Origin of the sequence: Sporosarcina limicola, from assembly GCF_014873855.1 — a bacterium.
GTDB classification, from domain to species: domain Bacteria; phylum Bacillota; class Bacilli; order Bacillales_A; family Planococcaceae; genus Sporosarcina; species Sporosarcina limicola.
The window spans coordinates 191,393-214,807 of record NZ_JADBEL010000001.1; the positions used below are offsets into that span (position 1 = coordinate 191,393).

The 23,415-nt window shown below is 42.8% G+C and carries 19 protein-coding genes, 1 riboswitch and 1 other annotated feature; of the genes, 3 read left to right on the forward strand and 16 right to left on the reverse strand.

Annotation, left to right across the window (positions count from 1 at the left end):
- Positions 1-60 precede the first annotated feature (60 nt).
- From cysS to H4683_RS01120, 11 genes are all read right to left on the reverse strand, one after another.
- The gene (gene cysS, locus H4683_RS01070) at positions 61-1,461 is read right to left on the reverse strand and encodes a cysteine--tRNA ligase (RefSeq protein ID WP_192596963.1); all 1,401 of its coding nucleotides are present in this window, start codon (positions 1,459-1,461) and stop codon (positions 61-63) included.
- The gene (gene cysE / locus H4683_RS01075) at positions 1,442-2,113 is read right to left on the reverse strand and encodes a serine O-acetyltransferase (RefSeq protein ID WP_192596964.1); all 672 of its coding nucleotides are present in this window, start codon (positions 2,111-2,113) and stop codon (positions 1,442-1,444) included. The genes cysS and cysE overlap by 20 nt, the downstream gene beginning before the upstream one ends.
- A gap of 47 nt (positions 2,114-2,160) precedes the next feature.
- Positions 2,161-2,384: a binding site (T-box leader), on the reverse strand.
- Positions 2,385-2,522: 138 nt separating this feature from the next.
- Positions 2,523-3,983, reverse strand: a complete 1,461-nt coding sequence (gltX, locus tag H4683_RS01080; RefSeq protein ID WP_192596965.1) for a glutamate--tRNA ligase — start codon at positions 3,981-3,983, stop codon at positions 2,523-2,525.
- Positions 3,984-4,052: 69 nt separating this feature from the next.
- Complete coding sequence (gene ispF / locus H4683_RS01085; RefSeq protein ID WP_192596966.1) at positions 4,053-4,529, reverse strand: 2-C-methyl-D-erythritol 2,4-cyclodiphosphate synthase; 477 nt, start codon at positions 4,527-4,529, stop codon at positions 4,053-4,055.
- Between the two features lie 10 nt (positions 4,530-4,539).
- The gene (ispD, locus tag H4683_RS01090; protein ID WP_192596967.1) at positions 4,540-5,220 is read right to left on the reverse strand and encodes a 2-C-methyl-D-erythritol 4-phosphate cytidylyltransferase; all 681 of its coding nucleotides are present in this window, start codon (positions 5,218-5,220) and stop codon (positions 4,540-4,542) included.
- Positions 5,221-5,257: 37 nt separating this feature from the next.
- On the reverse strand, positions 5,258-6,370 hold the full coding sequence (locus H4683_RS01095) for a PIN/TRAM domain-containing protein (RefSeq protein ID WP_192596968.1): 1,113 nt from the start codon (positions 6,368-6,370) through the stop codon (positions 5,258-5,260).
- A gap of 169 nt (positions 6,371-6,539) precedes the next feature.
- Positions 6,540-7,913: a DNA repair protein RadA gene (gene radA / locus H4683_RS01100; protein ID WP_192596969.1), complete on the reverse strand. Its 1,374-nt coding sequence runs from the start codon at positions 7,911-7,913 to the stop codon at positions 6,540-6,542.
- Positions 7,914-7,990: 77 nt separating this feature from the next.
- Complete coding sequence (locus H4683_RS01105) at positions 7,991-10,447, reverse strand: ATP-dependent Clp protease ATP-binding subunit (protein WP_225941801.1); 2,457 nt, start codon at positions 10,445-10,447, stop codon at positions 7,991-7,993.
- Positions 10,448-10,659: 212 nt separating this feature from the next.
- Complete coding sequence (locus H4683_RS01110) at positions 10,660-11,748, reverse strand: protein-arginine kinase McsB (RefSeq protein ID WP_192596970.1); 1,089 nt, start codon at positions 11,746-11,748, stop codon at positions 10,660-10,662.
- On the reverse strand, positions 11,738-12,292 hold the full coding sequence (locus H4683_RS01115) for a UvrB/UvrC motif-containing protein (protein ID WP_192596971.1): 555 nt from the start codon (positions 12,290-12,292) through the stop codon (positions 11,738-11,740). Before H4683_RS01115 ends, H4683_RS01110 begins: the two co-directional genes overlap by 11 nt.
- 34 nt (positions 12,293-12,326) lie before the next feature.
- Positions 12,327-12,794: a CtsR family transcriptional regulator gene (locus tag H4683_RS01120; RefSeq protein WP_192596972.1), complete on the reverse strand. Its 468-nt coding sequence runs from the start codon at positions 12,792-12,794 to the stop codon at positions 12,327-12,329.
- A 455-nt stretch (positions 12,795-13,249) separates the two neighbouring features.
- Positions 13,250-13,338: riboswitch (cyclic di-GMP riboswitch) on the forward strand.
- 96 nt (positions 13,339-13,434) lie between these two features.
- On the opposite strand from H4683_RS01120, the gene H4683_RS01125 reads away from it, so the two are divergent.
- From H4683_RS01125 to H4683_RS01135, 3 genes are all read left to right on the forward strand, one after another.
- Positions 13,435-15,186: a methyl-accepting chemotaxis protein gene (locus H4683_RS01125; RefSeq protein WP_192596973.1), complete on the forward strand. Its 1,752-nt coding sequence runs from the start codon at positions 13,435-13,437 to the stop codon at positions 15,184-15,186.
- A gap of 73 nt (positions 15,187-15,259) precedes the next feature.
- On the forward strand, positions 15,260-18,442 hold the full coding sequence (locus H4683_RS01130) for a non-ribosomal peptide synthetase family protein (protein WP_225941802.1): 3,183 nt from the start codon (positions 15,260-15,262) through the stop codon (positions 18,440-18,442).
- Between the two features lie 14 nt (positions 18,443-18,456).
- A complete protein-coding gene (locus tag H4683_RS01135) occupies positions 18,457-19,122 on the forward strand; it encodes a 4'-phosphopantetheinyl transferase family protein (RefSeq protein WP_192596974.1) in 666 nt (221 codons plus the stop codon).
- Positions 19,123-19,198: 76 nt separating this feature from the next.
- Here the strand turns inward: H4683_RS01135 and H4683_RS01140 are convergent, their stop codons facing one another.
- The 5 genes from H4683_RS01140 to H4683_RS01160 all read right to left on the reverse strand — a co-directional run bounded on the left by H4683_RS01140 (position 19,199) and on the right by H4683_RS01160 (position 23,354).
- Complete coding sequence (locus H4683_RS01140; RefSeq protein WP_192596975.1) at positions 19,199-20,875, reverse strand: hypothetical protein; 1,677 nt, start codon at positions 20,873-20,875, stop codon at positions 19,199-19,201.
- Between the two features lie 130 nt (positions 20,876-21,005).
- A complete protein-coding gene (bioB, locus tag H4683_RS01145) occupies positions 21,006-22,010 on the reverse strand; it encodes a biotin synthase BioB (RefSeq protein WP_192596976.1) in 1,005 nt (334 codons plus the stop codon).
- Positions 22,011-22,012: 2 nt separating this feature from the next.
- The gene (locus tag H4683_RS01150; RefSeq protein WP_192596977.1) at positions 22,013-22,603 is read right to left on the reverse strand and encodes a biotin transporter BioY; all 591 of its coding nucleotides are present in this window, start codon (positions 22,601-22,603) and stop codon (positions 22,013-22,015) included.
- Positions 22,604-22,748: 145 nt separating this feature from the next.
- Positions 22,749-22,931 carry a histidine kinase gene (locus H4683_RS01155; protein ID WP_225941803.1) on the reverse strand — a complete coding sequence of 61 codons (183 nt, stop codon included), beginning with the start codon at positions 22,929-22,931 and terminating at the stop codon, positions 22,749-22,751.
- Positions 22,932-22,985: 54 nt separating this feature from the next.
- Positions 22,986-23,354, reverse strand: coding sequence for a hypothetical protein (locus tag H4683_RS01160; protein WP_192596978.1), 369 nt, complete (start codon positions 23,352-23,354; stop codon positions 22,986-22,988).
- Positions 23,355-23,415 lie beyond the last annotated feature (61 nt).

Genomic DNA, 23,415 nt, shown 5'->3' on the forward strand with positions numbered 1-23,415 from the left:
TAAGCAAGCGCAAGGGCTTTCACTTGCTTGACATCTATATCACGTAAAGTATACACCTAGTCAACCTCTTTTCCAGCGTGTGCCTTGCGCTGTATCTTCTAGGATGATGCCTTTTTCTTTCAATTCATCACGAATTTCATCTGAACGATTAAACGCACGATTTCGACGTGCTTCTAGGCGTTCCTCGATGAGCGCATCAACGGCGGCGTCCAATAAGCCGGTTACGTCATCGAATGGCAATCCAAGTACACCCATCAAGTCTCCGAATGTCTTAATGAAATAATCAAGTACATCAGATTGTGTATTCTTCTCTACTAGATAGACGTTTGCAAGCTTCGTAAGTTCGAATATAGCGGCTAGGGCATTGGCAGTGTTGAAGTCGTCGTCCATCGCTTGTTCAAATGCAGCTTTCTGTTCATCTACCTTATGAAGCCAACTATCTTTCTGACCTCCAAGATCTGCGGATGTAGCAAGTCTGTGCTTCAAGTTGTTGTACGCTGTACGAATGCGTTCCAATCCATTCGCTGCACTTTCAACAAGATTTTGGGAGAAATTGATTGGATGTCTGTAATGGACAGACATCACGAAGAAACGAAGCACTTTTGGATCAATCTGTTTTTGGATATCGTGAACAAGAACAAAGTTGCCAAGAGATTTTGACATTTTTTCATTGTCGATATTAATATAGCCATTATGCATCCAATAATTCGCAAATGTCTTGCCTGTCATTGCTTCAGATTGTGCGATTTCGTTTTCGTGGTGTGGAAATGTAAGATCTTGCCCACCCGCATGGATATCAATCGTATCACCAAGATGCTCTCTTGCCATGACCGAACATTCGATATGCCAACCCGGACGTCCCGCTCCCCACGGGCTTTCCCATGAGATTTCTCCTTCTTTAGCTGCTTTCCAAAGAGCGAAGTCGAGTGCATTTTCTTTTTTTATGCCCTCTTCGATTCGTGCTCCAATTTTCAGTTCATCCGTCGATTGGTGTGACAACTTACCATAGCCCTCGAAATTACGCGTGCGATAGTAGACATCCCCTTGCGATTCGTACGCAAAACCTTTATCAATTAATACGCTTACGAAATCGACGATGTCACCAATATGTTCCGTCACACGTGGATGGACATCAGCCTTGTTGCAACCAAGTGCACCAACATCTTCATGGAAGGCGTTTATGAAACGCTCGGTCAGCTCACCAACCTCTTCCCCAAGCTCATTGGCCGCCTTGATAATCTTGTCATCAACATCTGTGAAATTCGAGACATACGTCACGTCAAAACCACGATACTCAAGATAACGCCTTACTGTGTCAAAAGCAATGACAGGACGCGCATTCCCGATATGAATGTAGTTATAGACAGTCGGTCCGCAGACGTACATCTTTACTTTCCCTTCCTCCATTGGAATGAAAGGCTCCTTCTTTCGTGTAAGCGTATTATAAATCTGAATCGTCATTATGCTTCTCCTCTCCGTGCGTTTCCAATTTTTCAATACGGTTCTTTAGTCGTTGAATTTCATTTCCAAGCCGGTTGCATGTATCTGAGACCGGATCCGGGAGATCTTGGTGGTCATGCCTTCCTTTTACTTTCACGCCATTCCTGATGACGACAGTACCCGGAATTCCTACTACAGTTGAATCAGGTGGTACATCTTTCAATACAACAGATCCTGCGCCAACTTTACTACCTTCCCCGATTGTAATCGAGCCTAGCACTTTCGCACCCGTGGCGACGAGCACATTGTCATGCAAAGTTGGGTGCCGTTTGCCTTTTTCTTTCCCCGTACCTCCAAGTGTAACACCTTGATAGATAGTGACATCATTGCCGATTTCACATGTTTCTCCAATTACAATACCCATTCCGTGGTCAATGAAAAACCGTCGACCAATTTTTGCCCCTGGATGAATTTCAATACCCGTAAAAAACCGATTGATTTGCGATACGAGGCGTGCCAAGAACAATAGATTTTTATTATAAAATGCATGAGCTACTCGATGAGACCAAATTGCATGTAAGCCCGAATAAGTGAGTACAACTTCTATCGTGCTGCGTGCTGCAGGATCTTGTTCAAATATGCACTGGACATCTTCTTTCATTCTTCGAAACATCTTCCTTCCTCCTTTTCCCCATATAAAAATGCGCCTCTGCCAAAAATGACAGAGACGCATTGTATGCGCGGTTCCACTCCGCTTAGAAGGTTAAATATTACACCTTCCCGCTTGACGCCCATAACGCTGGCGATGCGTCCGGCCTACTTAAAAATTCGGCTCGGCACTCAAAGGGGCATTTCCACATTGCAGGGGCACGGATCATTTTCAGCCGATGATGATCCTCTCTAAAGAGCTTGCAATATGTACTTCTCCTTCTCAACGGTTTAGGCCTACAGGATGTAGGTTATGTAGCAGGGAGGGATTGAACTTCATCCCTCCCTGCTACAGGACGTGGCGTACTTAAGATTCTTTCCCATAGCTATTGTTTTTATTTTACATGTTCATTGACAAAAGTCAACGCCCTTTATTATTTTGCGTATTTCGCCACGCGCTCAACTGATTTCTCCTTACCAATTAAAGCAATTGCCGCCTGTAACTCAGGGCCATGCATCTGGCCTGTCGTAACAACGCGGATCGGCATGAACAAGTTTTTCCCTTTATGGCCCGTTGCTTTCTGAACCGCTTTAATCGCGTCTTTGATGGAAGCTGCATCGAATGTTTCTAATGTCTCCAATTGTTCTTTGAATGAAGCCATTACTTCTGGTACTTGTTCTCCAGCTAGCACAGCATGGGATTCTTCATCATATTCAATTGCATCCGTAAAGAATTGGGCAGATAACTCAACAATCTCCGCTCCATAACTAAGCTGATCCTGGTAAAGAGCGATTAAGTCATGAACCCACGCACTTTCCGACTCAGTCATCTCTTTATTGATAAGACCCGCTTTTTGAAGATGCGGCAGTGCGAAATCAATGACCTCATCGAGACTCATCTTTTTCACATATTGGTTATTCGTCCATGTCAATTTCTGTTTATCGAACATCGATGGCGATTTGGATAAACGGCTTACGTCGAATGATTTGACGAGTTCTTCATGTGTGAAGATTTCTTCTTCCCCACCTGGCGACCAGCCAAGAAGTGCGAAGAAATTGAACATCGCATCTGGTAAATAACCGAGGTCTTTATATTGTGAGATGAACTGGATAATCGATTCGTCCCGTTTTGAAAGCTTTTTCCGATCTTCATTGACAATAAGCGTCATATGACCGAATTTGGGATATTCCCAACTGAAGACATCGAAAATCATGAGTTGCTTCGGTGTATTCGTCAAATGTTCTTCCCCACGGAATACATGGGAAATCTTCATGGAGTGATCATCGATAACAACGGCAAAATTATAAGTAGGGATGCCATTCGCTTTGACAAGTACCCAGTCACCGATGTCTTTCGCTTCAAATGATACGGCGCCGCGAACAAGGTCTTCCACTTTATACGTAACGCCTTCTGGTACTCTCATGCGGATTGTATACGGCAGGCCCGTCGCCTCTTTTTCCGCAACATCTTCAGCCGTCAGATTACGGCAAGTTCCAACGTACATTGGCGCTGCAATCCCAGCTGCTTTTTGTTTTTCACGCTCAGCTTCAAGTTCTTCCGTTGAACAGAAACATTTATAGGCATGACCACTAGCTAGCATCTCTTCGGCGTATTTCGCATACATGTCTAAACGCTCTGTCTGACGATAAGGAGCGTATGGTCCACCGATATCAACTGACTCATCGTAATCGATACCTAACCATTTCAGATTATCAAGCTGTGATAATTCGCCGGCCTCGATATTCCGTTCTGTGTCTGTGTCCTCAATTCGTACGATGAATTTTCCGCCGTGGTTTCGAGCGTATAGATAATTGAAAAGCGCCGTCCGTGCTCCTCCGATATGTAAATGGCCAGTCGGACTTGGCGCATAGCGTACGCGTACTTCTGAAGTCATATAGATACATCTCCGTTCTGATTTGTTTACTGTGTCAGTTTACCACTGGATTGTATTGTTTGAAAGAGGTTAAGCCTTAACCAGTAAGATGGTCGCCATTGAAGCAATCCCCTCTTCCCGGCCAGTAAAGCCCAATTTCTCTGTCGTTGTCGCCTTAACATTCACTTGTGTCGCATCCGCTTTCAACAGTTCTGCCACACGCGCGCGGATTTCTTCAATGAAGGGGGCCATTTTCGGCTTTTGCGCAATAATTGTGCAGTCTATATTTCCAAGTTTAAAGCCTTTTTCTTCTACAAGCGCCCAAACTTTTTCCAATAAAATTGCAGAATCAGCATCCTTGAACGCGGCGTCCGTATCAGGAAAATGCAGACCAATATCCCCTTCACCAATTGCACCAAGCGCGGCATCGGTGACTGTATGTAGAAGTACGTCTGCATCGGAATGGCCTATCAACCCCTTTTCGTACGGAATCGTTACACCTCCGATAATAAGAGGACGCCCTTCCTCAAACTCGTGCACATCAAACCCTTGCCCAATTCGTATCATCCTAATGCTCCTATCGCCTTCTTCTTAGTAAAACCTCTCCAAAGACAAGATCTTCCTGTGTCGTAATCTTCACATTGTCATACGTACTTTCAACGATTCGTACCGGATGGCCAAGCCGTTCAACTAGCATCGATTCATCCGTACCTAGAAAGCCTTCCGCCTCCGCTTTGTCGGACGCCTTTTGCAACAAGTCAAATTGAAATGCTTGTGGCGTTTGGATAATCCATAACTTTTCTCGGTCCACTGTCCCCTCGACAATGCCTGCTTGGACGTATTTCATCGTATCTTTTGCCTTGACCCCAGCAATTGCTGCTCCGTGCTCCGCCGCCACTTCGACAAGTTCTCGGACAACTAGATGGTGGATGAAAGGTCTCGCCGCGTCATGGACGAGGACGATACCACTTGCTTCGTGCGCTTTGATACACATCTTAACACTATATTGTCGTTCCGTACCGCCATCGACCAAAGCCCTCACTTTTGTAATCGCAAACCGTTCAAGCATCGATTCAATCTGCACACGCTCTTCTGGTTTCACAGCGAGAATCATCCCCACACACGCTGGATCCTTTTCGAACATATCCAGTGTATGGATAAGGATCGGCTTCTCCTCAAGTTCCAAAAAAAGTTTATTGTAGCCGGCACCCATCCGCTTTCCGCTTCCAGCTGCCGGCATCATAACTGTATAATCCAAAATTATTCTTCCTCTTCTTTATAAGCGTTCATCATTCTCAGTTCGCTCTCGCAGATTTCCCATTTTTCGGTTTTGCAAAAATCATTCTTCCGGCAGATGTCTGTAATACACTCGTCACAACGACATCAATAGCATTCCCGATATGGAACTTTCCATCTTCTACAACAATCATCGTTCCATCGTCTAAATAAGCAACGCCTTGATTATGCTCTTTACCATCCTTAATGACAACGACGTACATATCTTCACCTGGGATAACAACTGGCTTCACTGCATTGGCAAGGTCGTTGATATTCAATACGAATACACCATGTAGATCTGCGACTTTGTTCAAATTAAAATCATTTGTAACAACGAGTCCCCCCATGCTTTTCGCAAGATGGACCAGCTTCATATCAACTTCCTGGACATCAGGAAAATCTTCATCTGTTATCAGGATATTTGGACCGACATCTGTTTGCATACGCTTTAGGACATCCAGCCCCCGCCTACCTTTTGTCCGCTTCAACGTATCCGCAGAGTCCGCTATATGTTGTAATTCCGTCAAGACGAACTGTGGCACAACAAGTATACCTTCGAGAAAACCAGTTGCTGAAATATCTGCAATTCGGCCATCAATGATGACACTTGTATCTAATATTTTGTAAAATCTATCATCCGTTTGGCTAGCAGAATCTTCTACTCCCTTCTTTTTTTGCCCCGTGCTTTTTGCGGAGTACACCGCGTTGATGAATTCTTCACGTTTTTTGAACCCAACTTGAAAACCAAGATAGCCAAGGAGAATCGACAGAAGAATCGGCAACACAGATACAATGGCAGCAATGCCAGGAATCTGGATACCACTTAAACCGTAACTGACAAGGAATGCCACACTTAACCCGACAATGAGACCGATTGTCCCAAACAGCAAATCGAAAATTGGTGCTTTCAGTAGACGCTCTTCCATCCATTTAATAAAATTGACAATCGGTTCAGTGAGAAAAAGGCTAAAAAGAAGAAGTATCACCGCCCCAAAAATCGCAGAGACGTAAGGATTATTAATCATCGGCTTATCAGTAAAAGAAAATAATGTGAATAAATGCGGTAAAAATAAAACACCGAGTGTCCCACCAGTGAGTAAAAATGAAACTTGAACGACCTTCTTCAACATACGAACCACCTCCTTTTAGTTGTGATTATACATGTTTCAACTGCAAACCATATTGATTAACGTAGATTAAACGTAACTTATTCCTACCTTATTAGGACTTTATAACATCTCATGAAGTTCCTTAAGCCAACACAAGATGCCCATAAGCAAGGCAGTCCTAACCCGCTCCTTAGTTTGAAAAAGCAATTTTCAAAGCATCACTTACTGTTTCTACACCTACAACCCGAATTCCTTCTGGATAATCCCATCCGCCAAGATTTGACGCCGGGACAATTGCACGTTCGAAACCAAGTTTCGCGGCTTCAATCACACGTTGTTCAATTCGCGAGACACGGCGTACTTCACCCGTTAGCCCCACTTCGCCGATGAAACAGTCAGACAACCCTACCGCAGTATCACGGTAGCTGGAGACAATGCTCATGAGTACAGCTAAATCGATAGCTGGCTCATCGAGCTTAACGCCACCTGCGACTTTAATATACGCATCCTGCGCTTGCAACAACATGCCCATCCGTTTCTCAAGCACAGCCATTAGAAGCGAGACACGATTTTGATCAAGCCCTGTCGCCATTCGCTTTGGATAGTTAAAACTCGATGGTGTGACAAGTGCTTGAATTTCAACAAGAATCGGACGTGTTCCTTCCATCGAAGCAACAACAGTCGAACCGGCCCCACCTTGAGATCTTTCCCGTAGAAAAAGCTCGGATGGATTGAGTACTTCTTTCAAGCCTGATTGCAACATTTCAAAAATAGCAATCTCGTTCGTTGAGCCAAATCTGTTTTTTACACTGCGTAATATCCGGTACGTATGATGTCGTTCCCCTTCAAAATAAAGAACAGTATCCACCATATGCTCAAGCAATCGCGGCCCAGCAATCTGTCCGTCCTTAGTTACATGACCGACAAGGAAGATTGCGATATTCTGCGTTTTTGCGATACGCATTAGTTCAGCTGTACACTCACGCACTTGCGTCACACTACCCGGTGCAGACGTCACTTCAGGATGATGGACTGTCTGTATAGAGTCAACGATGACAAATTTAGGCTTAACATCAGCAATCGTTTCATGGATTTGGCCCAGGTCTGTTTCAGCATAAATATATAGTTCGTCCGATGCGACGCCTAGTCTTTCCGCACGTAGTTTTGTTTGACGAATCGACTCCTCACCCGAAATATAGAGAACGCGTTGCCCTTTATTCGCAAGAAGTGAAGATACTTGAAGAAGGAGTGTTGACTTTCCGATTCCTGGGTCACCACCAATTAAAACAAGGGACCCCGGGACGATACCACCGCCCAGTACTCGGTTTAGCTCACCCATATCTGTACCAATCCTCGGCTCCTCCACTGTTTCAATGGCACTGATTGGCATCGCCTTCTGCCGGACATTATCCGTATGTTGGAATGCAGCTCGCGGACCTTTTCGGACGATTTCAACTTCCTCATCCATCGTGTTCCACTCTCCGCAACCTGGGCAACGCCCCATCCACTTAGGAGATTCGTAGCCACATGATTTACACATAAATTTCGTCTTTCTTTTTGCCATAGAGCCCTCCACGGGCGAAAAAGACAGTCCCCCTCCGTCGAAAAATTATCCAACGGAGCGACTATCTAATTCACATTTTATTTTTTTATTATTTCTTCTACTTCGGTTTCTTTGCTTGTTGTAACGGTGAATTCACCATCTTTCACATCGATAATTACAGTAACGCCTGTCAAAATAATCCCTTTCAGGATTTCTTCAGACAACCTGTCTTCGACATGTTTCTGAAGTGCACGGCGCAGTGGACGAGCACCGTATTCCGGATTATATCCTTCATCCACGATTTTCATCTTAGCTGCATCTGTTAATGTAAGGTCGATTTCTTGCTCTTTAAGCCGTTTTGCTAATTCATTCACCATAAGTGTAACAATTTCATTTAAATGTTCTTTTTCAAGTGAGTGGAACACAATCATTTCATCTACACGGTTCAAGAATTCTGGTCTAAACGCCTTTTTCAATTCCTCAAGCATCGACGATTTCATTGTTTCGTAATCGCGATCCGTATCTTGCAAATTGAAACCGACATAACGATTTTGTTTCAACGTTTGAGCCCCGACGTTTGATGTCATGATGATAACCGTATTCCGGAAATCTACCGTACGTCCTTTTGAATCCGTCAATCTTCCGTCTTCCAATACTTGAAGAAGTATATTAAATACATCTGGATGCGCTTTTTCTATTTCATCGAGAAGAACGACTGAATAGGGTTTACGACGTACTTTTTCCGTCAATTGCCCGCCTTCGTCATACCCTACATATCCTGGTGGGGATCCGACAAGTCGCGACGTCGAATGTTTTTCCATGTACTCGGACATATCGACGCGAATCATTGCATCTTCGTCTCCGAACATCACTTCCGCAAGTGCTCGCGCTAATTCCGTTTTCCCAACCCCTGTAGGACCAAGGAAAATAAATGAACCAATTGGACGTTTCGGATCTTTAAGACCTGCGCGCGCCCGACGTATTGCCCGGGAAATAGCCGTGACAGCTTCTCCTTGACCAATAACCCGTTCATGCAACATTTCTTCCATATTAAGCAGTTTTGCAGATTCTGTTTCAGCAATTTTAGATACAGGTATTCCTGTCCACATCGCCACGACTTCCGCAATATCATTGACCGTTACTTCGGACTCTGTTTGCCCCTGCTTTTCTTTCCATGCCGTTTTTGTTGTCTCAAGCTCCTCTTTCATCTTTTGTTCCTTGTCACGGAACGAGGCAGCTTTTTCGAATTCTTGACTCTGAACAGCAGCGTTTTTCTCGGAACGGATTGCTCCCAGTTTCGATTCGAGTTCTTTCAAATTCGGAGGAGTTGTGTATGAACGAAGTCGCACTTTCGACCCCGCTTCATCGATTAAGTCAATTGCTTTATCCGGAAGGAATCGATCAGAAATATACCGATCCGACATCTTCGCAGCTGCCACTATAGCTTCGTCAGTAATTTTCACACGATGATGCGCTTCATAACGGTCACGCAAACCTTGGATTATCTGGATTGTCTCATCAACAGTTGGCTCATCAACTTGAATCGGTTGGAACCTGCGTTCAAGTGCCGCATCTTTTTCAATGTATTTACGGTATTCGTCAAGCGTTGTTGCACCGATACATTGTAGTTCACCACGCGCAAGGGATGGCTTCAGGATGTTGGATGCATCGATTGCCCCTTCTGCTCCGCCTGCTCCGATTAACGTATGGAGTTCATCAATGAAAAGAATAATATTGCCCGCTTGACGGATCTCTTCCATTACTTTTTTCATGCGATCTTCAAATTCACCACGGTATTTCGTACCCGCGACGACCGTTCCCATATCGAGTGTCATGACTCGCTTGTCGCGAAGAATTTCCGGCACCTCATTGTTAACAACTTGTTGTGCGAGACCTTCAGCGATGGCTGTTTTACCAACACCAGGCTCTCCAATGAGGACTGGATTGTTTTTCGTCCGCCGTGCAAGCACTTCGATAACACGCGTGATTTCCTTGCTCCGTCCAATTACTGGATCCAAGGAGCCTTCGCGTGCGATTTCAGTCAAATCACGCGCTAAACTATCCAAAGTCGGAGTCGAGGCAGAAGCTGTGCCGCCTTGCCCCCCAACGGAACTGTCATTGCTACCTAGAAGCTGTAGTACTTGTTGACGGGCTTTGTTGAGGCTAACACCTGCGTTATTCAATACACGCGCTGCGACACCTTCACCTTCACGGATAAGCGCTAACAAGATATGCTCTGTACCGATATAAGAATGACCGAGTTTTCGTGACTCATCCACCGATAACTCAATCACCTTTTTGGCACGAGGCGTATAATGAACGATTGGACCGACTTCTTTTGTTCCCGCACCTACCAGCTTCTCGACACCTTGTTCAATTGTCTCAAAACTAACATCTATCGCTTCAAGCGCTTTTGCGGCGATACCTCCACCTTCACGTATAAGTCCCAGCAGGATATGCTCTGTACCAATTGACTCGTGTTTCATCCGAATCGCCTCTTCTTGGGCGAGTTGCAACACTTTTTGTGCACGCTGTGTAAATCGATTAAACATCATATTCAGTCCTCTCCCTCTATCTATATAATCAATTCCTGTAATGTGAAACTTGTTCAATACCTCGTTGGATTTCTCATTCTAAACATATGGAAAAGGTTACCTGTTCATATATATTCCACCAAAATGACAGGAACTCCTTTATTCAAAGAATTGACTTTGACCATCTTTGACTTAAGTATACTGAAAAGAAGGTTGACGTGCAAAATACATGCTCATTCCTCTGTTTCTTTTTCTGTTGAAGAAGATGCTGTCTCGACATCAAGTCGTTCACGGAACAGCTTTGCCCGGAAAATATCCCGCTCTTCCTCTGATAATTCTGTACCGGCAAATTGTTGCAAGAATCCTGGTTGCATGAAAATCATCAACTCATTTAAGATTGACATATCAATATCTTTGATGATCCCAAGGTCGATACCAAGGCGGACGTCTGATAGGCAACGTGCCGCCTCGCCTGATGGTAATAATCTGGCGTAGACAATCGTACCAAGCGACCGAAAAATTCGATTCTCAAGTACAATCCTGGACTTCGCAAGCAACACTTCACGCGATTTCCGTTCGTGGCCGATTAGACGGGCCGTAATATTCCCAAGATCGACGAGAATCTCTTTTTCCGTTTTACCGAGCGTTGTCTGATTTGACACTTGAAAAACATTACCTGATGCTTCACTTCCTTCACCATAACTTCCTCGGACAACCATACCGAGTCTTGAAATAGCGGGAATAATCCGATCGATTTGCTTTGTAATCGCAAGTGCTGGTAAATGCATCATGACCGATGCACGCATTCCGGTTCCTGTATTCGATGGGCAGCTTGTCAAATAACCAAAATCCTCATCGAATGCATAGGGAAGGCTTTTTTCAAGATAATCATCAACCAAATTGGCCTGTTTATAGGCCTCTTCGAACTGAAGACCCGGATAGATACATTGAATGCGAATATGGTCTTCCTCGTTTACCATAACGCTTACCATCTCATCTTCAGATAAGATGACTGCGCCATGACGATCCGGCTCCGTCAGTTGCGGACTAATTAGATGTTTTTCCACGAAGACTTGACGTTCAAGTACAGGCATGTCAGACATCTTTAGATAGGAATACCCGTTTTGACCTGAATCTAGTAGAACTCCTGAAACTGCACGATCGATTGCCATCGCCTCTTTTTCAGTGAAGACAATAGGAAAATGATAGCCTGTCAAGTTACGAGCCAGCCTGATGCGCGTCGACATAACAATGTCTGAATGTTCCCCGTGGGAAGCCATCCAGCCCGTCACTGCATTACGCATGAATTTTTCAATCGACATGACTCTCTTCACCTCCATGGGCAATGCTTTGCTTCAGTATATTCACTTCATCACGCAAAGCTGCCGCTTCCTCAAAACGTTCGGCTTCTACTGCATCTTTCATCTTTATGCGGATTTCTTCAATTTTCTTTTTGACTGCGTATAATTCATTGAACGACACAGGAATTTTTCCCACGTGAATAGAATGCCCATTGTGAAGCTTCCTTAAAACATGGGGTAGTTTATCGCGGAATGCTTCGTAACACGCAGCACAGCCAAACTTTCCAATATCAAGAAACTTTTGGAACGTCAACCCACATGATGGGCACTCAGGCCCTTGCAAGGGATTTTCCCGTGTTTGTTGTTGCGTAAAGAATGGATCGGCGCCACCGAACCAATGAGAAAGAAATTGCTGAATAGACAGCGGTTCCTGATTTAAGTCAAAATGAAATGTTTGCGTTTGAAAAGCGCATTTTTCACATAGATGACGTTCAGCAGTCTCACCCACACTTTCCTGTGTAATAATGACAGTAGCAGGCTGCTTGTTACAGTTTTCGCAATTCATCGTATGCCACCTCTTATCAATTGGATTGGATTTACTACATTTGCTCATAAATGAGCGTTAGCAGCATCGCTTGTAAAATACGCGCCCGAATTATATCTCGTTCCGGAAGCGGTTGATGGATCGTCGTTCGGTCGACTGCCGCAAGTATTAATTTTGATTCACGATCTGAAATAACTTCTTCTTCAATCAATCTGTAGACAACGTCCTCGGCCATTGTATAAGAAACCCCTTGTTGAATGCCTTCCAGAATATGTTCAATTAATTCTTTACATGAATTGGTTTGCACGCGAAATATACGGATGTAGCCTCCACCCCCACGTTTCGATTCAACTGCATAACCACGTTCTACTGTAAAGCGTGTCTTAATGACATAATTGATTTGAGACGGGACACATTGGAATTTTTCCGCGACTTCGTTCCGTTTGATTTCAATTGTGCCGTTCTGTTTCTTTTCAATTATCGCCTTCAAATAACCTTCTATTATGTCAGAAATGTTGCGCATACCCTCACCTCTTTCATACCAGGATAAGCCATTGACTTTGACTATCTTTGACTTAATTGTACATGACATTTTGCCCGTTCTGCAATCGATATGCACTATGCTCAATTAGTATCGGTCTAATTGAATGTTATTTAGTCATTTCAAGATAAGTAGAGACGATCTACTTCTGTCCCCATATATCAAGCAGTCCAAGTCTAGTCAGTTACGAAAACTTATAATTTCTTATCTCTTACAAAAACAGGGCCTAGGAAGATCCGCATCTCGTGTTCGTTAATTATGCAGGTGTCTACGCACCACACTATTGGTAATAAGTACTCCCACTTTTCACATGAGCTTAAATATTGGTTATTTAAGTGTTTTTTAAAAACCCTGAATTAACAGAATTCACAATCACTGTTGCGAGTTATCGTCTCTATAGGTATATTAGATTGGCAGGAAAGTAATCCATTCTTACAACTAAATAAAGGTAAAACCACTGAAAAGTGGTGACACAAAACTAAAGGGGCTAAGATGTATTGCTACATGATGCCAGCCAGTTGCCAACAAATCGAACTATTTTTAATTACATTTGGGCAACCTTGTCATTGGTTTGCCTTTTTTTGGTTAAAAGTGTATTAGAAGAAACATTAGGGGGACCAGCATGGAAAGAAGTAAGAAACAGAATTTATCGTTCAGTACGAAATTGACAGTTGTCATGGTAAGTATTTTATTGTTATTTGGATTGGTGACTATGGGTCTTTCATATTACATGGTGAAAGATAGTAATTTAAAGAGTATGAATCAATCGCTTCATGACACAGGGATGATTCTGTCACAAACAATTAATCAAGATATCTTAACATCGGTATTAAAACGACCGAGCGCTGATAATCCAGATGCACTTCAATTGACGAAAGAAATGGATATAATCAATGAACAATCACACGCAATTATCAATTTATACCTAATTACATTGGACGGGGACAGCATTCATGCACCTGTACTTTCATCAAGTATTTTGGATTCTGGTGTGGTATATAACCAGGATATGATTGGAATGGGCATTTCCCCAGACTACCTAGCAAGAATTAAAGAAGTGTTTGAAACGAAACAAGGAACTGCGACTGATATATATAACGATGAACATGGCAACTTTAAAACAGGATTATCCCCATTATTAGCCGATGACGGATCAATTCTTGCCGTTTATGCGATTGATTACGATGTATCGATGGTAACAGCAAAAGCGATGTCGGAAAGTATCTCGATCCTCGTGGTTACAGTTTTATTCTTAATTGGTTCTTCTATTGTGATTTTTTTATTATTAACGAAAAAGCTTACGCCAATACAGGAACTTTCTGAGCTGTCTAAAAAAGTAGCAGAAGGTGATCTGGAACTTGAGGCTTTGCCTATTAAATCAAATGATGAAATCGGCATTCTTACCAACAACTTCAACATAATGGTTGAGAACTTACGTTCAGTTATTAAGAGTGCAACAACCGTTTCTTCTCGTGTTTCAAATACAGCTCATGTTTTATCTGTCAATATGCAGAAAACGACGGATTCTACTAATCGCGTGGTTGCATCCATGCAGGAAATTGCCAGCGGTGCAGATTTACAAGCCGAAAAGGCAAATCAAAGCTCAAAAGTTATTGAAGAAATGAGTATTGGTATTCAGCGGATTGCGATGACGGCAAATCAGATTACAGAATTCTCGATAAGTGCCTCAGAAGAAGCGGAAAGAGGCAATGATTCTACCAATAAGTCTGTAGCACAGATGAATGCAATCAGTAAAGCAGTCCACCAATCGGCAACGCTAGTAAAATTGCTGGGTGATCGCTCAGGGAAAATTGAAGAAATTATCGGTATTATTACAGGGATTGCTACCCAAACGAATTTACTCGCACTAAATGCCGCCATTGAGGCTGCCCGTGCAGGAGAAGCAGGAAGTGGTTTTGCGGTAGTAGCGGACGAGGTTCGTAAGCTTGCTGAACAGTCTGAAAAGTCGGCAAGACAAATATCCACGCTTATTTCCCATATCCAGCATGATACACGTGAATCTGTAAAGGTACTCATTCACGCGGTAGAGGAAGCAGATAATGGATTATTAGTCATAAATGATTCAGAAAAATCCTTTGGCCAAATATTATCTTCGATCCATCAAGTTACTGTTCAGATTCAAGATTTGTCCGCAACAATTGAAGAGATGGCTGCTGGGTCTGAAGAAGTAACGGATTCTGTCAAACAAATGGAGGTATTTTCAAGAGATTCAAGAGATAATACGAGAGCGGTAGCAGAAGCTTCAGGTTTACATGTAAATGCCGTGAATCAAATTTCGGACGAAGCACAATTATTGAATGAGCTATCAGGTGAGTTATTGACAGTTGTAAATAAATTTAACGTGAAAGCCTAACATTCAAATATTCAATGAAAATGATTTGTTTCCATTGAATATTTATTCCTCAATAAAACAGGAGATGAAATGATTGTCCTTAAAAACAGAAGTAACTTCAGTTACACTACGTCATGAAAAAACAATAGAAACACTCATGTATGAAAATCTCCCACTACCTTTTGAGCGTATTCAACTATTAACGGATGAGGAAAAGATATTATATCAGGCATTAAATCAGACAAAGGCTCCTTATGAAACAGAGAAAACAATACCAGAAGTTTTTTACCAATCCGCAGCATTGTTTGCTGACAATATCGCTTTGTCTTCTGATGAAGGTCAGATGACTTATCGTCAACTAAATGAACGATCAAATCAAATTGCTCATATGTTGATTTCTAATGGAATGAAAAAAGGTGAGTATGTCGCGATTGTCATGGAGCGTAGCAAGGATACGGTCATAAGTGTACTAGGAATCCTCAAGGCGGGAGGCGTCTATGTACCAATCGATCCTAGCTATCCGAAAGAACGTTGCCGCTACTTATTGGATGATACAAATGCAATGTTCATATTGACAAAATATAAACATACTCATTTGCTTGCAGATTTGCTGAATAGCGATGACCATGCTCAAACAGTGTTTCAACTAGACCAAATAGACGAAGCGTTTTCGAAAGAGAATATGAACATGGATTTAAATCCTTCCGATATAGCGTATATTATTTATACTTCAGGCTCATCGGGAAAACCTAAAGGAACGCTGATTAGGCATAACTCTGTCATTAACTTAATTACGGATAATCAAAGAATCTATCAGTCAACTGAGCAAGATGTCTATTCTCAATTCATCTCGTATAGTTTCGATCCGTCTGTGACTGAAACGTTCACCGCTTTCTTTTCCGGCGCTAGGTTACATATGTTAACAAGCATCGAGCGATTATCAATTGAGGCGTTTGCCAATGCAATCAAACGGGAAAGAGTTACAGCTGCCACGGTGCCAAATGCTTTCTTTAATCAGCTTGCTATCCACCTTCCTGTAGATCAGCTTGATGGATTGACAACGCTTAGATACCTCTCTGTCGGCGGTGAAGCACTTATGTATTCCATGGTGAAAAAATGGCAAGAAAAGTTCGGAACGGGCACAGAAATTGTGAATGTGTATGGTCCGACAGAATGTACTGTCTTATCTTCGTATTACAAGGTGAAAGATTATGTAACAGAAAGTCAATCAAGTATTCCAATCGGGAAACCGATCGCAAATTATGAAATATATATTGTGAATAAGGATGATCAGCTTTGCCCAATAAATGTACCGGGAGAATTGTGTATTGCGGGTGCTGGATTAACTGCTGGTTATTTAAATCAGCCGGAACAAACGGCAGAAGCGTTTGTTCCTCATTTATTCTCAGTGACGCCTGGAAAGACGATGTACCGAACAGGCGATTTAGCCCGTTTATTGCCGAGCGGTGTGATTGAATTTGTCGGTCGTAAAGATTCGCAGGTAAAAGTAAGAGGGTTTCGGATTGAAATAGGGGAAATTGAAGCTGTGTTAAGTCACGCACCTGATGTTCTGGAAGCGGTGATTCTTGCAAAAAAGATGGAAGATAGCAATAACAGCTTATTTGCCTATTACACAGTGGGCAGAGATACCCAGGTAGAACAAGCGAAAATCAGAGAATATCTCGCCAGTAATCTCCCAGAATATATGGTGCCTGAACGCTTTATAGAAGTGGAAGAAATGCCATTGTCTCCAACAGGTAAAATTGATCGAAAACAATTAGCCTCTATTGATATTGGATTGTCTAAAACGACTCACTATGATGCTCCGGAAAATGAAATACAACAAGTGTTAGCTCACTCATGGAAAAAAACACTCGGGGTTGAGCGTGTTGGCATTCACGATAATTTCTTTCATATTGGCGGTCATTCATTAAAAGTACTTGAAATCCTTGTTCAAGTAAAAAAGCATTGGCCATTTTTAAAAATACAAGACTTTTTTCAGCATCAAACAATTGCAGAATTAGATATATGTATACGCAACCATAAACCGGAGAACCCAAAAACGACTAATCGAACAACTGATTTTGTACTTAAGAATTTAATGGAGCCGGGTGCTCTTCCTGTCATTCAACCAGTAAAGCCTTTACCGATGAATGCCGTTCTTTTAACTGGGGCTACAGGCTATTTAGGAAGTCATGTTTTATATGAACTTTTGATTCGAACAAATGCACATGTGTACTGTCTGATTAGGCAAAACTCTGATTCATCGATAGATGAAAAATTGATAGAGAGTATGCAATTTTATTTCGGAGAACATATTACTGAGATGATTAACGGGCGGGTAACTGCAGTTCAGGGTGATTTAAGTGGACCAGGACTTAATTTATCTCGTACCAATCGGAGCAAACTAACGGAGTATCTAGATGCAATTATTCATTGTGGTGCAGATGTTAGGCATTTTGGAGATGCTGATCATTTTCACAATGTAAACATCGAAGGAACTAGGCACTTACTTGAACTTGCCAAAAGTAAAGAAGGGATGCATTTTCACCATATCTCAACCATCGGCATCCCTGAGGAACTGGCCTCAAGTCAATGGGAGTATGACCAAGTCCATGGCGACTTTGATTATGATGTTACGCTAGAAAATGTCTATAACCAAAGTAAGCTCGAGGCTGAGAACATTGTAAGGAAAGCAGCCCAGGACCTCCCTGTTTCCATTTACCGGGTCGGTAATTTGACATGTCATTCCGAAACAGGCAAATTTCAGCGTAATATGGATGATAATGCTTTTTATCGGATGATTAAATCAATGCTTTGTTTAGGGAAAACACCGCAAGCAAATTGGCATATTGATTTTACGCCCATCAATTATGCAAGCGAGGCTCTTGTTGCATTAGCGTGCCAGCCAAAATCAAGTGGACATATATTTCATTTGTGTAACCCTGTACCACTGACGTATGCTGCTTTTATTGAAGAAGTGAAGGAACTCGGCTTTGAGTTGGAAACTGTAGAGGCGGATCAGTATGAAAACTGGTTGTTGAACGGAGACCATACAGAAGAAGCGCAGGAATTTTTATCATTAGCGATCGCCCAGCTTGAAGGGGATGGGGCGAGTGATTCAGCGTTTATATTCAATAGTAGTAAAACACAGGAGTTTCTAAAAGATACAGACGTCAAATGCGCAGAACCGAGCCCAACTTTTATCCGTACATTGATTGAATACGGAATGAAGACAGGGTATTTTCCGGAACCGAAGCTTGGGACAGTTAGATAATGGCAGGGGTTGTGATGTGTAAAAGTGGATTGCGCCTATTCGCACTTAAGATCGGGCAACAATTATCACAACTAGAATGGGATGCATTCATATTAAACCTTCCAGATGAGGATTGTATCAGGTTAATGAAGTATAAACATTGGAAAGATCGCCAGCGGCATTTGCTCGGAAACCTCGTTGTAAGATGGACGATTCGAAGATTTACGGATGAACAGCAGCCTGTCCAATTTGCTCGTAATAAGGCAGGGCGTCCCTATCTGATTGGAAGTGACAGTTGGAATGGGGATTTTAATCTTTCTCATTCCGGGGATTGGCTCGTTGTTGCGTTTGCTGAAAAGGGCTGTGTAGGCATTGATATTGAAAAGATTGGTGAGCTAAATGAAGAGGTCATGGCCTATATCATGTCACAAGCGGAAATAAAAATGATACATCAAAGGCCTGAAATAGATCGGAAATGTTTGTTTTATGAGCTGTGGACAAGGAAAGAGTCCATCTATAAAACGGGCCTCTTTCCAAATGCAACACCCAAATCGCTAGATACAGTCCAAGTAACAAACAAGTTCCAGAAAATCTATACGCATTCTTTTTATGTTGATCCAGAACATCCTGTTTCAATCAGTTGGAATGAGGGGATGCCTCCTGATGAATTGACAGTCTTGGATAGGTGCTTGCTCGTTTAGCAATAGGGTGGATTGTGCTATTTTTCAAATAGATAAAAAGCACATGCCGATTTGGACATGTGCTTTTTACTGTTTTCTATTCTATTGTGATATTTGTCAAGTCTTTCACTGGCAGGAACAGTTCCCCCGTTTCTAAATAGGTCATGGCCAATTTATCGCCTTCCTGTACATACACAGCAAGCGGCACAACTTCTGTTGAAACGATGTAGCTTCGCCCATCTTCGGCGAGAATTGAGACTAGTGTAAAGTCGCCCACGCGTTCTTTGAATACACGTTTGACAGTCACAGCCGCCTTCGCCTCTTCTGCACTCGAACTACCCTCAACTGTACTTCCGCCACGTTGCAATGCGGTTTTGTATAATTTCAGTGCATCATTCGGGGAGTTCCCGTATACCGATATTTCCGGATTCGCAGCGGATACAATGAAGTAATTTTGCAGGAATCCATTTGAATCGAGCACCGGTGTCAGCCAACTTGCTTCACCGTAGAAATTATAGAGTACCGGCATTTCTCCGGACCATTTCTTTTCGATGAATTTCTTTTCAATAATTTGAAGCGCCCCTTGCGAATCCATATAGGACTCTTCCAGATTGCCTGTGTAATACGTTGCTTCCCCTGTTCGACCATCCGTCAGTGCATAGCCGAGCATCGAGTCAACGCCTTCTTTCGGACTAGTGAAGTCAGTAAAGTAATACATATGTCCGTTTTCGTCGAAGATCGGACTGACATTCGATTCCGTTCCTTCATCGGATGGTAATTTCACATCTCTTTTCCCGACAACTGAATTCCAAAAACCGTGAATATAGTTACCGAAATAACTGTTTTGAAGGCTAACCGCTTCAGGAGAAACGGCTCCGTCGATGAATTCAGGCACATCCGCAAGTGCATATTTCTCCACTGCGCCTGTTTCTGGATTGACCATTACAATCCCTTTTACATCAAAACCGTTACGCGCGGTGATGAAGTTCCCGTATGACCGAATATAATGAGGTTTTCCCTCATCGTCGATTTCAAGTTGGACATCACCGTAGAAAATAAGGTTCGGCATTTCCATACGCATATGACGCTCCACTTGTTTATGGAAAAACGATGATGGCGTATAAGCCATTTCTGTCTTCACGAATTTGGGGTTATCCGACGAATCGGTTGCACTCATTGTGAAATAACCCGGTGTTGTTTTTCCGTTAAACCATTTGAAGAATCCAGAGAACTCAACCGGCGCGATATAAACGAATTTGCCGTCTACTTTTTGAATCTGTAAATTGCCAAGTTCGTAATAACTCGTATCTGGTACTTGTCCGAAAGCCTTCTTCATCTTATTGCGCACAAATTTCGGAGCTACACTTGCAGGTGTTTTTGTTTCATCAAACGCTTTGATTTCCACTTGCTGGTCCATTTCGACCACCTTGTATTTTTTGTTGGCGTTGAATAGCGGTGCACTAAGGACGTATGCCCCGATGATGAGTGCCCCCAGGAATAAAATCATCTTGACATTACGGTCTTTCCCTCCTGATACAAGCACGCCTAAAAGCGTAACAATAAGTAGGAGAACCCATAACGAAGTCCAGTTCCGGTCCATATTGGTTACATAATAAAATCCGAATATCATAATCGCGAACACGACTGCAGTAGTTGCTATCGCCGCCCATCGGTTAAACGACAATTTCGCTTCTTTATCCCCGGTTGTGAACGGGACAATAATCACACTGGCTACTAGCCCAACGATGATTGAAAAAATAATTAGGTTGATCATCCGAAACACTCTTTTCTGTTTTGAAGATTTTTTTGCTATCTTATTATACGGATATACCGTCAAATCGTTTCGTTTTTTTGAAAAATAAAAAATGGACTTCCCATTCTTGCTGGGTAGTCCCTTTTTTCATTCATACGGAAACGGGTTCTTTTTCTAAAGGTGCAAGGTCAATCTCGAAACCTAGATCTTCTAACATCTGACGGTCACGATCGGTTTCCTGGCCAGATGTCGTCAAATAATCTCCGATGAAAATCGAATTTGCGGGATATAAGCCGAACGGTTGGAGGCTACGCAAGTTCACTTCACGACCACCGGAAATCCTAATTTCCTTGGTCGGATTGATGAATCTGAACAAGCAAAGCACTTTCAAGCAATAACGCGGCGTCAATTCGTCCGTTCCGCCAAGCGGTGTCCCATCCACCGCATGCAGAAAGTTCACGGGAATCGAATCCGCATCCATCGCATAAAGACTTCTCGCCATTGCGACGACGTCTTCCATCGTTTCGCGCATCCCAATAATAACGCCCGAGCATGGTGAAATGCCTGCCTTTTTCGCAAGTTCAACCGTATTCACACGGTCATCGTATGTATGCGATGTCGTGATGCTTTCATGATGGGCAGCCGATGTGTTGATGTTGTGATTGTATCGATCGACGCCCGCTTCCTTCAATCGTTTCGCTTGGTCCGGCTTCAAAAGTCCAAGACAGGCACAAACAGTCATATGTTCATGCTTCGACTTGATGGCTTTTACAGAATCGATGACGATTTCGAGTTCACGATTCACAGGACCACGGCCACTTGCAACGATGCAATACGTTCCTGCATTCAACTCCACTGCCCGTTCTGCTCCTGCAACAATTTCTTCACGTTTCATCATAGAATACTTTTCGATTGGGGCTGTTGATATGATTGATTGTGCGCAGTACCCGCAATTTTCCGGACATAAACCCGATTTTGTGTTCATGATCATATTGAGTTTTACTTTATTTCCATAATAGTGTTTACGGATCGTGTACGACGCATGAAGTAATGGCAGTAAATCCTCATCAGGGCTGTCCAAAATGGAGAGCGCCTCGTCGTCCGTCAACGTATAGCCGGTCAGTACTTGTCCTGCCAAGTTGTCATACTTCGTCATATTTAGCGCCTCACTTTCAATACTTTATGCATTCGATGTCCAAAGATTCCCGCAAGTACGGCTAGGATGATGTCTTTTGGAAGTGGTGGTAACATCCAAATCCATGCAACTTTATAGCTGAATGCATCCGGAGCAGCTGCCCACATTTTATAAGCAAAGTACATCCAATTCGTACCAATCAAATAATTTGCTACCATCGCAACGAGTGCCGCAATAATATAACCATGTAACTTGCCATTTTTCTCTACAATTTTCCCGGCAATATATGCAGTTAAGATGAATGAAACGACAAATCCGAAATTCGGACTGATGATTGAGCCAAAACCACCGCTAAACTTTGCGAATACGGGCGCACCCACTAGCCCGATAAACATGTAAACGGTCATCGAAATTGCACCTAACCGGCTTCCTAGAAATAATCCCGCTAGAATCGCGAAAAACGTTTGTAGTGTAATCGGTACGCCACCAACGACCAGAAACGGTGCGAATGCTGTAATGTTTGCTCCAATCATCATGAGCGAGGCAAACATCGCGCTATAGACAAGACTTAATGGACTCATTCTACTTTTCGTTTTTACTATAGCTGTTGTCATGTCATGCCCTCCTGCTTTTACGTTATCTTCTTTAGATTAAAAGATAACCCATAATGTGTCAACCATTTTAAATTATTCGTTAACGTAAATTAAATAAGGAGTAAAAAAAGAGATCGATAGCATAATCGCCATCGATCTCTTTTTATTATTTTTTGCTTTCATTTTTCGGGAAAAGGAAAAATGAAATGATCCCACTCAAAATGACTGCACCAATCGTTATAAGGATACGAGATGTTTCTGGAACGTCTGAATAACTCTTCTCCAGTTTCATCCAACCGTATACACCAACGATGAGCATAACGGGAATTATTAATTTGAAAGCTCTCAATAAATTCACCCTTAAACTATACTTATGATAGTTTTATTCTACCATAAGTACGTTTTAGAACCTCGGTCTACGGCCTGGAGGTCCAAATCCAGGTCCGGATTGACCAAACTGCGGGCCGTATCCACCCATTTGCGGACCGAAACCTGGCTGCGCTGGAAGTGTTTGACCTGGTACATTCCGTGTCGTTTCCGTATAGAAATGGCGTGGTACAATCACCGTATTTTGACGATTCACGTTCACGATTGGATGAATAACAGGTACTTCACGAGGAATAAATTGGTCGTGACAACGATACTGCGTCGGGCAAACGATTGGCTGTATCATATTTGTTGGTTGCATCTGGTTCATCGGTTGCATTTGATTCATCGGTTGCATCATACTTCCATGACAATTTCCATGACATTGTCCATGATGTTGCATCATACTCTCACCTCCTCTTTCTAGTAAATGTGAAAAGGAGGTGGACAAACGGGCGAGCGACTAT

What these genes read in the sequence shown, in the direction of transcription:
- gltX (WP_192596965.1), bottom strand. Translation starts at nt 3,983, where the DNA reads ATGACTTCAGAAGTACGCGTACGCTATGCGCCAAGTCCGACTGGCCAT.
- radA (WP_192596969.1), bottom strand. Translation starts at nt 7,913, where the DNA reads ATGGCAAAAAGAAAGACGAAATTTATGTGTAAATCATGTGGCTACGAA.
- ispF (WP_192596966.1), bottom strand. Translation starts at nt 4,529, where the DNA reads ATGATACGAATTGGGCAAGGGTTTGATGTGCACGAGTTTGAGGAAGGG.
- H4683_RS01105 (WP_225941801.1), bottom strand. Translation starts at nt 10,447, where the DNA reads ATGATGTTTAATCGATTTACACAGCGTGCACAAAAAGTGTTGCAACTC.
- H4683_RS01160 (WP_192596978.1), bottom strand. Translation starts at nt 23,354, where the DNA reads ATGATGCAACATCATGGACAATGTCATGGAAATTGTCATGGAAGTATG.
- H4683_RS01125 (WP_192596973.1), top strand. Translation starts at nt 13,435, where the DNA reads ATGGAAAGAAGTAAGAAACAGAATTTATCGTTCAGTACGAAATTGACA.
- cysE (WP_192596964.1), bottom strand. Translation starts at nt 2,113, where the DNA reads ATGTTTCGAAGAATGAAAGAAGATGTCCAGTGCATATTTGAACAAGAT.
- H4683_RS01120 (WP_192596972.1), bottom strand. Translation starts at nt 12,794, where the DNA reads ATGCGCAACATTTCTGACATAATAGAAGGTTATTTGAAGGCGATAATT.
- cysS (WP_192596963.1), bottom strand. Translation starts at nt 1,461, where the DNA reads ATGACGATTCAGATTTATAATACGCTTACACGAAAGAAGGAGCCTTTC.
- H4683_RS01115 (WP_192596971.1), bottom strand. Translation starts at nt 12,292, where the DNA reads ATGAATTGCGAAAACTGTAACAAGCAGCCTGCTACTGTCATTATTACA.
- bioB (WP_192596976.1), bottom strand. Translation starts at nt 22,010, where the DNA reads ATGACGAAGTATGACAACTTGGCAGGACAAGTACTGACCGGCTATACG.
- H4683_RS01140 (WP_192596975.1), bottom strand. Translation starts at nt 20,875, where the DNA reads ATGATCAACCTAATTATTTTTTCAATCATCGTTGGGCTAGTAGCCAGT.
- H4683_RS01135 (WP_192596974.1), top strand. Translation starts at nt 18,457, where the DNA reads ATGTGTAAAAGTGGATTGCGCCTATTCGCACTTAAGATCGGGCAACAA.
- H4683_RS01150 (WP_192596977.1), bottom strand. Translation starts at nt 22,603, where the DNA reads ATGACAACAGCTATAGTAAAAACGAAAAGTAGAATGAGTCCATTAAGT.
- H4683_RS01110 (WP_192596970.1), bottom strand. Translation starts at nt 11,748, where the DNA reads ATGTCGATTGAAAAATTCATGCGTAATGCAGTGACGGGCTGGATGGCT.
- H4683_RS01095 (WP_192596968.1), bottom strand. Translation starts at nt 6,370, where the DNA reads ATGTTGAAGAAGGTCGTTCAAGTTTCATTTTTACTCACTGGTGGGACA.